This window comes from Brevundimonas sp. AAP58, from assembly GCF_001295975.1.
Taxonomy (GTDB): domain Bacteria; phylum Pseudomonadota; class Alphaproteobacteria; order Caulobacterales; family Caulobacteraceae; genus Brevundimonas.
Genome location: NZ_LJHU01000040.1, coordinates 48318 through 56124 on the forward strand (window position 1 = coordinate 48318; position 7807 = coordinate 56124).

The window sequence follows — 7807 nt, forward strand, 5'->3', positions numbered from 1 at the left end:
TAACAGGTGAGAGCACACAATGTGCCCGTCGGGAAACGCAGGAGGGAATGATGCGCTTCAAGATTATTCTGTTGAGCAGCGTGTGCAGCGTACTGGGTGCCGGAGCCGCTGCGGCGCAGTCGCCCCTTCCCACGGATACCAGCCCGCAGGCCGCGCAGGAACCGGACAGAACATCTTCGGTCGATGACATCATCGTCACTGCACAGCGTCGCGACACATCGCTGGCCCGCACGCCTGTCGCTGTCGCTGTCGTCTCGGCGGAAACCCTTCAGAGAGCCAACATTACGTCCGAGTCGGACCTGCGCCAGGCGACGCCGGGCCTTCAGGTGCGCGCGGGCCAGAGCTCCAACCAACTGAACTTCTCGCTGCGGGGGCAGTCGCAGGATCCCTATTCGAACACCCGCCCCGGCGTTCTGGCCTACCTCAACGAGGTCCAGATCAGCGGCTCGGCCGGCGCGTCCACCTTCTACGACCTCCAGTCGCTTCAGGTCCTGAAAGGACCCCAGGGCACGCTGTTCGGACGGAGCGCGACGGGCGGGGCACTGCTGTTCACGACGGTCCGGCCCAGCGAGGAGTTCGGGGGCTATCTCAGCGCCCTGGGCGGCAACTACGGAACCTACAAGCTCGAAGGGGCGGTCAATGTGCCGCTGGCCGGTGACCAAGCCATGTTGCGCGTCGCGGCGTTCGCGCGCGGACGCGATGGTTTCCAGGACAACCTGTTCGATGGCGGCACGGAAGGCGATCAGGAGCAGTTCGGCATCCGACCCAGCCTGACGCTGCAGTTCGGCAACAGCTTTCGCAACGACCTTGTCGTCGACTACTACAAGTCCAGCAGCGAAAACACGGTCGGAATCATCTCGGGCCTCCTGCCGTTCACCGGCGGCGCCGGCGCTCCTTTTGTGCCGACCGAGTTCCTCTACGCCGGCAATCGCACACCGACGGCCTTCTTCACCGGCGTCTGCACGATCCAGGCGTTCGCCGGTGTCGCCGCCCCCTGCCCGCCTCCGGTGATCCCGGGCCTGACAGACTTCTACAACGGGTATTTCTCCGACGCTCGCCGACCGAGCAGCCTGACGCAGGCGCTCGCCGAGCAGCAGGCGAGAGACCCCTTCACCATCAACAGCGATGGCGCGAACCGGGCCGAACAAGACAATCTCGTCGTGACCAACACGTCGACGCTCGACCTCGGACCCAATGCGACGATCAAGAACATCTTCGGCTACGCCGACATCAGCGGCTTCACCAATACGGACGCGGACGGGACCGCCTTCGGGATCGCGCAAACCAACAACCGGGGAGCCCCTCGGCGCGGCACACAGCAGGACATCACCCAGATCTCGAACGAGCTCCAGCTGGTCGGCACCGCCTTCGACACCAGCCTGGACTATGTGATCGGCGCCTTCATCTCCAGCGAGGAGCAGGAGATGCGGCAGCCGAGCTTCCTGTTCGACATCCTGTTTGGTGGCATCGATCAGGTGAACCACGGAACGGTCAGCAACGACACCGCAGCGATCTACGCTCAAGGCACCTATGGCTTTGGCGACAGTGGCTTCTCCGTGACGGCTGGAGGGCGCTACACCAGCGAGGAAGTCCGGAAGCAGGTGGCCGAGGACGACACCTTCCGCCTCGCGCTCGGCAATCCCGCCCCGGCGGGCTTTGACTACGACCAGAGCCGGATGTTTGAAAAGTTCAGCTACACGCTCGGCGTGCAGTATCAGGCCACCGACGATCTGCTTTTGTACGCAACCCACCGACAGGCCTACAAGAGCGGCGGCTTCAACATCACCGTCGCGCCGATCGTGGGCGGCGCCGATATCGGCGGCGACGGCTATGGAGCCGAAGGCGTGTCGGACGTCGAGGCGGGCGCGAAGTACAACGGCTCACTCGGCGACATGCCGTTCCGGGTGAATTTCGCGGCTTTCTACAACTGGGTCGAAGACCGGCAGAGTGCGGGTTTCGGGGTGGTCAACGGCGGTCCTGCGTCGGTGACGGTGAACGTTCCTGAAGCGGAGATCTACGGGTTCGAGCTCGATGGTCAACTGGGCCTGACCGACGACCTGACGATCGGCGGCAACTTCAACTACACCAATGCGGAGTTCACCGACGGGGACGTGTTCCTGCTGGGATCGGCCGTGCAGTACGACCAGGTGCCCGACACGCCCGAACGAAGCGCAGCCGCCTTCGTCGACTACACCGTTCCGCTGGGCGCAGCCTATACGCTCCGTCTCCACGCCGACGTCTACTATCAGTCCGAAAGCACAATCTCGCCTCGATCCCTGAACAATGCTGGCACAACGCTTCCTGACTACACCCTGGCCAACTTCCGGTTCGGTATCGAGGACGAGGCACGCGGGATCGAGCTCACGGCAAATCTGAAGAACGCCTTCGACGAGGTCTATTACGCCGGCGGCCTTCAGACGGGTGAGATCTATCAGATCAACACCCTCATCCCCGGCGATCCCCGCACCTACACGGTCGAGCTTCGCTACACCTTCTGACGCTGTTTCCTTCCTGAACCTCGGGCGGCCGCCGGTGACCGGTTGCCGCCCGATTTTTTTGGGGTCTGTCCGCTATGTCGTCGACCGATATCAATCCCGCCATCACGCGCGTCTTTCTGTGGTCGGGCGTGGCCGTCATCTTCGCCCTGCTCTTCGCGCAGGGTTATCTGATGCGGTTTATTCCACCGCCGTCGCCCGCCCTGTCCGCCGAAGCGCTGGCCCGCATCTTCATCGACAACAAGACCGGCATTCAGATCGGGACCCTGATCCAGTGCATCTTCTGGTCCTTCTGGAACACCTGGGCGATCGCCATCGCCATGTTCATCCGCAAGATGGAGAAGGGCGCTCCCATTCTCACCTACGCCTCGATCGCGAACATCGGCGGCGGCTATGTGTTCTTCATCCTGATCCCAATGACCTGGGCGGTCATCGCGTTCCGCGCGGAGACGCTCGACCCGAGCATCATCCAGGTGATGAACGACTGGGTCTGGTTCGACTGGCTGTTCACCTGGCCGCCCTTCGCCGTATGGATGGTGATCATCGCCACCGCGGTGTTCAACGACCACAACACGCCGCGGATCTTCCCGCGATGGGTCGGCTACTACAACATCTGGAGTGCCCTCCTGATCTTCCCGGCGGGCCTGATCGCCTTCTTCAAGACCGGGCCGTTCGCCTATGACGGCTTCATCTCGTTCTGGTTCGCGGTTGCCGTCTTCTTTGGATGGATGGTTACGATGACCGTCGTCACTTTCCGCGCCGTCGCTGTCGAGGAGCGCCGCCAGCGTCGTGAGGCGGCAGGCGTAGCCTCGCCCCGGATCCAGCCGGTTCAATAGGTCTGGCTCACGGATTGAAGACCGGCCCCCGGATGCCGTCGCATCCGGGGGCCGTGGTCTTGAAAGCCTTCGCTCAGCGAGCGAGCATCGAGCGGAAGACCGCGTCAAACCCCCGGTCGGGCAGCAGCCGCGAAAGGCCCACGACCGCCTTGGCGTCCATGCCGATCCGATACCGCGTCTTGGGTCGACGCGCGAAGGCCGCGCCCTCGATCACGTCAGCTGCGGTCTCCACGCTGACCCCGCCGGTGGACTCGCGCTCGATCATGCGCGCGAAACGCTCGTACAGATCCCCGTAGGCTGCGCGATGCTCGGCTGGCAGCGCGTCTGCGCCTGCGCGTGAGCCCGTCACGGTTCCCGCGACCATATTGGTCCGGACCACACCCGGCTCGATCAGGATGATGTCGAGGCCCTGCCCGTGGGTCTCGCGTCGCGTCGCGTCCACGATCGCCTCGATGGCGTGTTTGGATGCGCAATAGGCCGACAACATCGGCCCGGCCACCTTGCCCCAGAGGGAAGAGAACAGGACGATCCGACCGCCGTGACCGCGCAGGCGCGGCAGGGCCTTCCTCAGGATCCGGGCCGTTCCGAGGGTGTTGATATTCAGCACTCGCTCGAGAGACGCGATCGACTCGACTTCCAGCGCCCCCGACGGCGAGACGCCGGCGCAATGGATGATCAGGTCCAGGGGAACACCGTCCAGCAGGCGATCGATGGCGTCGAACGTCGTCTCGACGGATTGATCCGACCCGACATCCAGCGTCAGAAGCGTCACGTTCGGATAGGCCGCCAGGACATCGGTGTCCTCGCCTGGCAGAACAGTCGCGAAGACGCGGTCGCCTCGCCCTCCTGCCCGCCGCGCCAGCTCCTGGCCCATACCGTGGCCCGCGCCGGTGATCATCATGGTGCGCATGCGTCGTGCCTCTTCTCGCTTAGGCGGATACGGCTTCCTGTCGCTTCAAGGCGCGAAACAGCATGAAGCTGGTCACGAGGATCCACAGGAGGAAAATCGACAGGGGAATCCAGAAGACGAACAGGCCGTTCCAGGCGAAAGGACCCGTCCTTGGAATGAAGCCGAAGGCCCCCAGCTCGAACATGAAGGCGGTCCAGATCGTGTAATAGCCGAACCACCGCGGGAACGGAGACATCTCGTCATGCTTGGCGGTCAAGCTGACGACAGCGATCGCGACGAACTGGAAGATGAAATACTGATCCGTGGTCACCAAAGTCAGATTGGCGAGCTCATGAATCAGCAGCGTGATTTCTGCCGGTCGATCCGGTGTGAATGCGGCCACACCCCATAGCAGCGGCGGGAACACCAGGAACATCGACATCAGGCAGCCACCCGCGAACTGCAGGGTCGCCCACAGTGGCCACCCCTGTTCCAGCCGACGCATCTGAACGGAAATCACCAGTGCCAACGGCACCATAAATCCAGCGACCCAACTCGCGATGACGGCTCCCAGACGAACACTCCCACCGTTCGCCTGGTAGAACGCGGCAACCTGGTCAGCGGTCCAGGTCGCGGGCGGAAGCGGGACCAGCCGAATGAGAAAGACGAAGGCCACCATGAACACGAGCAGGAGGCTCAAGGCCCACCAGATCAGGGCGCGCTGGGCACTGTAGGAAACAGGCATGTCGGTACTCACAGGGTTCATCCAGCTTGCAGGAACATCGTGATCAGGATTACGCCGACCCCGACCGTCCAGAGATTGAAGATCAGCTGCAGCGGCCAGACCGCCTCGCGCAGCTCCATGAAGCGCATGCCGATCAGCCAGGCTTTGCCGCAGGCGATCGCCACGACGATCGAGCCCGTCAGCCGTGGATCAGCCCAGTCCTCGTCTAGCCAGGACACATAGGAGATGAGCGTCGCCGCAATGAGCAGGAGCCAGGTGGCCGTGGGTCCGGACAAGCGATCAAGCAATGGGGTCACCGGTGGAGATAGAAGATGGCAAACAGCACCACCCAGAGGACATCGACGAGATGCCAGAAGATCGTGCAGCCTTCGGCAATCGCGAAATTCTGGCTTTCTGCCATGTTCGGCAGTCGGGCGCGAAGAAAGGCCAGGGCCCCCAGGCCGACGATCACGTGCCCCAGGTGGATGCCCGTGAAGCCGAAATACAGCATGAAAAAATCATTTGTGACGGGATAAATTCCGGCCTGGATCTTTTCGCTGTACTCGACCGCTTTCACAGCGACGAAGCCCAGACCAAACACGATCGCCGCTAGGGTCCAGCGCTGCGCAGGCACCCCTTCTCCTCGGCGCGCGGCGTTCAGCCCCTTTACGACAAGATATGAGCTTGTCAGGAGGAGCAGCGTGTTCAGCAACCCCAAGATTTGGTTGAGCTCGCCCTGAGCCGCTCGAAACAGGTCTGGTTGCTGGAGATAATAGTAGGCGAAGGTTCCGAAGAACAAACCAAAAACGATCAGATCACCAAATATGAGGATCCAGAGACCGACCTCACCCGGAACCCGACCCTTCTTGAAGCCCGACACGTCTCCCGCCGCGCTCATGGCCTGGACCCCGCCGCACAGACCTGTCTGCAAAGGGAGCCTTGCCGCCATGAGGTGATGATCGCGCTCAAGTCATTTTTCCAGCAGCCAGTCCAATGTTGGAGCGCTCCGATAGTATCTTGGCATACCATTTTGACAAAGCCTCTCCGATTTTCTGGAACTGAGGATGGGGCGGTCGTCAAACCCGGTGGTTATGATCGGACGCAGCGCACGCCGTTCTCGCTCAGCGGTCGGCCGAGCCGAGGCTGAACGGGATCAGAATAGGGCACCGAACGCCGCGAGCATCAGATAATGCAGCGCGATTCCCAGACCGAACATGAACCCGATCCCGACCAGCAAACAGAGACAGGGGTGGATCGCGTCACGTTTGGACTCGGATTTGATCGGACGCGCGAGTGATGTGAATGGTCGATTGGACGATGGATTTAGAGCCATGATTTCCTTCCCTGCGGATCGGCACTGCATGGTCCCGATGTCTCGCTGGACGAAGATGGCCGAAAACAGGCGGGTTGACTAGTATGCATGCTTACGGGAAATCCGGTGCCGGGCTCCATGATCACTTGGCCCGGACAATCAGAGCAATGAAAGCCGTTCATGCGCGAGATCCACCATTTCATCGACGGCGCTTCCTTCTCGGGAGCCTCGGGCCGGTACGCCGACGTGTTCAATCCGAACACGGGCGAGGTCCAGGCACGAGTGCAGCTGGCCTCCGTCGAGGAGATGGACCGCGCGGTCCAGGCCGCGCAGAACGCCTTCGAGGGCTGGTCCTCGACCAATCCCCAGCGCCGCGCGCGGGTCATGTTCGAGTTCAAGCGGCTGGTCGAGGCCAACATCGATGAGCTGGCCGAACTGCTGTCGTCCGAGCACGGCAAGGTCATCGCGGACTCAAAGGGCGACATCCAGCGCGGTCTCGAGGTGATCGAGTTTGCCTGCGGCATCCCTCACGCCCTGAAGGGTGAATACACCCACGGTGCCGGCCCCGGCATCGACGTCTATTCGATGCGCCAGCCGCTGGGGGTGGTGTCGGGCATCACCCCGTTCAACTTCCCGGCCATGATCCCGATGTGGATGTTCGGCGTGGCCATCGCGGTCGGCAACACCTTCATCCTCAAGCCGTCGGAGCGGGATCCCTCGCTGCCTGTGCGGCTGGGCGAGCTGATGATGGAGGCAGGGGCCCCGGCCGGGGTGCTGAACGTCGTGCACGGCGACAAGACCGCAGTCGACGCCATCCTGACCCATCCGCTCATCCATGCGGTCAGCTTCGTCGGCTCGTCCGACATCGCCCACTATGTCTACCAGGTCGGGGCCGCCAACCATAAGCGGGTCCAGGCCATGGGCGGGGCCAAGAACCACGGCATCGTCCTGCCCGACGCCGACATGGACCAGGTCATTAAGGACCTGTCGGGCGCGGCCTATGGCTCGGCCGGCGAACGCTGCATGGCCCTGCCGGTCGTGGTGCCGGTCGGCCAGAAGACGGCCGACGAGCTGCGCGAGCGGATGGTGGCGGAAATCCCGTCGATGCGGGTCGGCGTCTCGACCGACGCCGGGGCCCACTACGGCCCGGTCGTCACTGCCCAGCACAAGGCCCGCGTCGAGGGCTGGATCGCGCAAGGGGTCAAGGACGGGGCCGAACTGGTCGTCGACGGCCGCGGCTTCAGCCTGCAGGGACACGAGAAGGGCTATTTCATCGGCCCGTCCCTGTTCGATCACGTCACGGCCGGGATGGAGTCCTACAAGGAGGAAATCTTCGGCCCGGTTCTCCAGATCGTCCGCGCCGCCAACTTCGAGGAGGCGCTGGGCCTCGCCTCAAGTCACCAGTACGGCAATGGCGTCGCCATCTTCACCCAGAACGGCCGCGCGGCCCGCGACTTCGCCGCCCGGGTCAATGTCGGCATGGTCGGCATCAACGTCCCGATCCCGGTGCCGGTCGCCTATCACACCTTCGGCGGCTGGAAGCGCTCGGCC

7 protein-coding genes are annotated in these 7807 nt (G+C 63.1%); 3 read left to right on the top strand and 4 right to left on the bottom strand.

Features of this window, described 5'->3' with window-relative positions; genetic code table 11:
* Positions 1-50: 50 nt before the first annotated feature.
* Both IP78_RS05725 and IP78_RS05730 read left to right on the top strand, forming a co-directional pair.
* Positions 51-2498 (top strand): TonB-dependent receptor, encoded by a 2448-nt coding sequence (locus tag IP78_RS05725; RefSeq protein ID WP_197272388.1) that lies wholly within the window; start codon positions 51-53, stop codon positions 2496-2498.
* 74 nt (positions 2499-2572) lie between these two features.
* Positions 2573-3331 (top strand): hypothetical protein, encoded by a 759-nt coding sequence (locus tag IP78_RS05730; protein WP_054110744.1) that lies wholly within the window; start codon positions 2573-2575, stop codon positions 3329-3331.
* A 73-nt stretch (positions 3332-3404) separates the two neighbouring features.
* Here the strand turns inward: IP78_RS05730 and IP78_RS05735 are convergent, their stop codons facing one another.
* Genes IP78_RS05735 through IP78_RS05750 form a run of 4 tightly spaced genes read right to left on the bottom strand, consistent with a single transcriptional unit; the run spans position 3405 to position 5842 of the window.
* Positions 3405-4241, bottom strand: a complete 837-nt coding sequence (locus tag IP78_RS05735) for an SDR family NAD(P)-dependent oxidoreductase (RefSeq protein ID WP_054110745.1) — start codon at positions 4239-4241, stop codon at positions 3405-3407.
* Between the two features lie 19 nt (positions 4242-4260).
* Positions 4261-4965: a hypothetical protein gene (locus tag IP78_RS05740; RefSeq protein WP_054110746.1), complete on the bottom strand. Its 705-nt coding sequence runs from the start codon at positions 4963-4965 to the stop codon at positions 4261-4263.
* A 17-nt stretch (positions 4966-4982) separates the two neighbouring features.
* Entirely contained in the window at positions 4983-5240 is a 258-nt protein-coding gene (locus tag IP78_RS05745; protein WP_054110747.1) for a cytochrome C oxidase subunit IV family protein, read from the bottom strand.
* A gap of 17 nt (positions 5241-5257) precedes the next feature.
* A complete protein-coding gene (locus IP78_RS05750; RefSeq protein WP_054110752.1) occupies positions 5258-5842 on the bottom strand; it encodes a cytochrome c oxidase subunit 3 in 585 nt (194 codons plus the stop codon).
* A gap of 594 nt (positions 5843-6436) precedes the next feature.
* Here IP78_RS05750 and IP78_RS05755 point away from each other — a divergent pair.
* A partial coding sequence (locus IP78_RS05755; RefSeq protein ID WP_054110748.1) for a CoA-acylating methylmalonate-semialdehyde dehydrogenase occupies positions 6437-7807 on the top strand: 1371 nt, incomplete at its 3' end.

Bases quoted from the DNA above. Each gene is read 5' to 3' on its own strand.
- IP78_RS05725 (WP_197272388.1), top strand. From the start codon at position 51: ATGCGCTTCAAGATTATTCTGTTGAGCAGCGTGTGCAGCGTACTGGGT.
- IP78_RS05730 (WP_054110744.1), top strand. From the start codon at position 2,573: ATGTCGTCGACCGATATCAATCCCGCCATCACGCGCGTCTTTCTGTGG.
- IP78_RS05735 (WP_054110745.1), bottom strand. From the start codon at position 4,241: ATGCGCACCATGATGATCACCGGCGCGGGCCACGGTATGGGCCAGGAG.
- IP78_RS05740 (WP_054110746.1), bottom strand. From the start codon at position 4,965: ATGCCTGTTTCCTACAGTGCCCAGCGCGCCCTGATCTGGTGGGCCTTG.
- IP78_RS05750 (WP_054110752.1), bottom strand. From the start codon at position 5,842: ATGAGCGCGGCGGGAGACGTGTCGGGCTTCAAGAAGGGTCGGGTTCCG.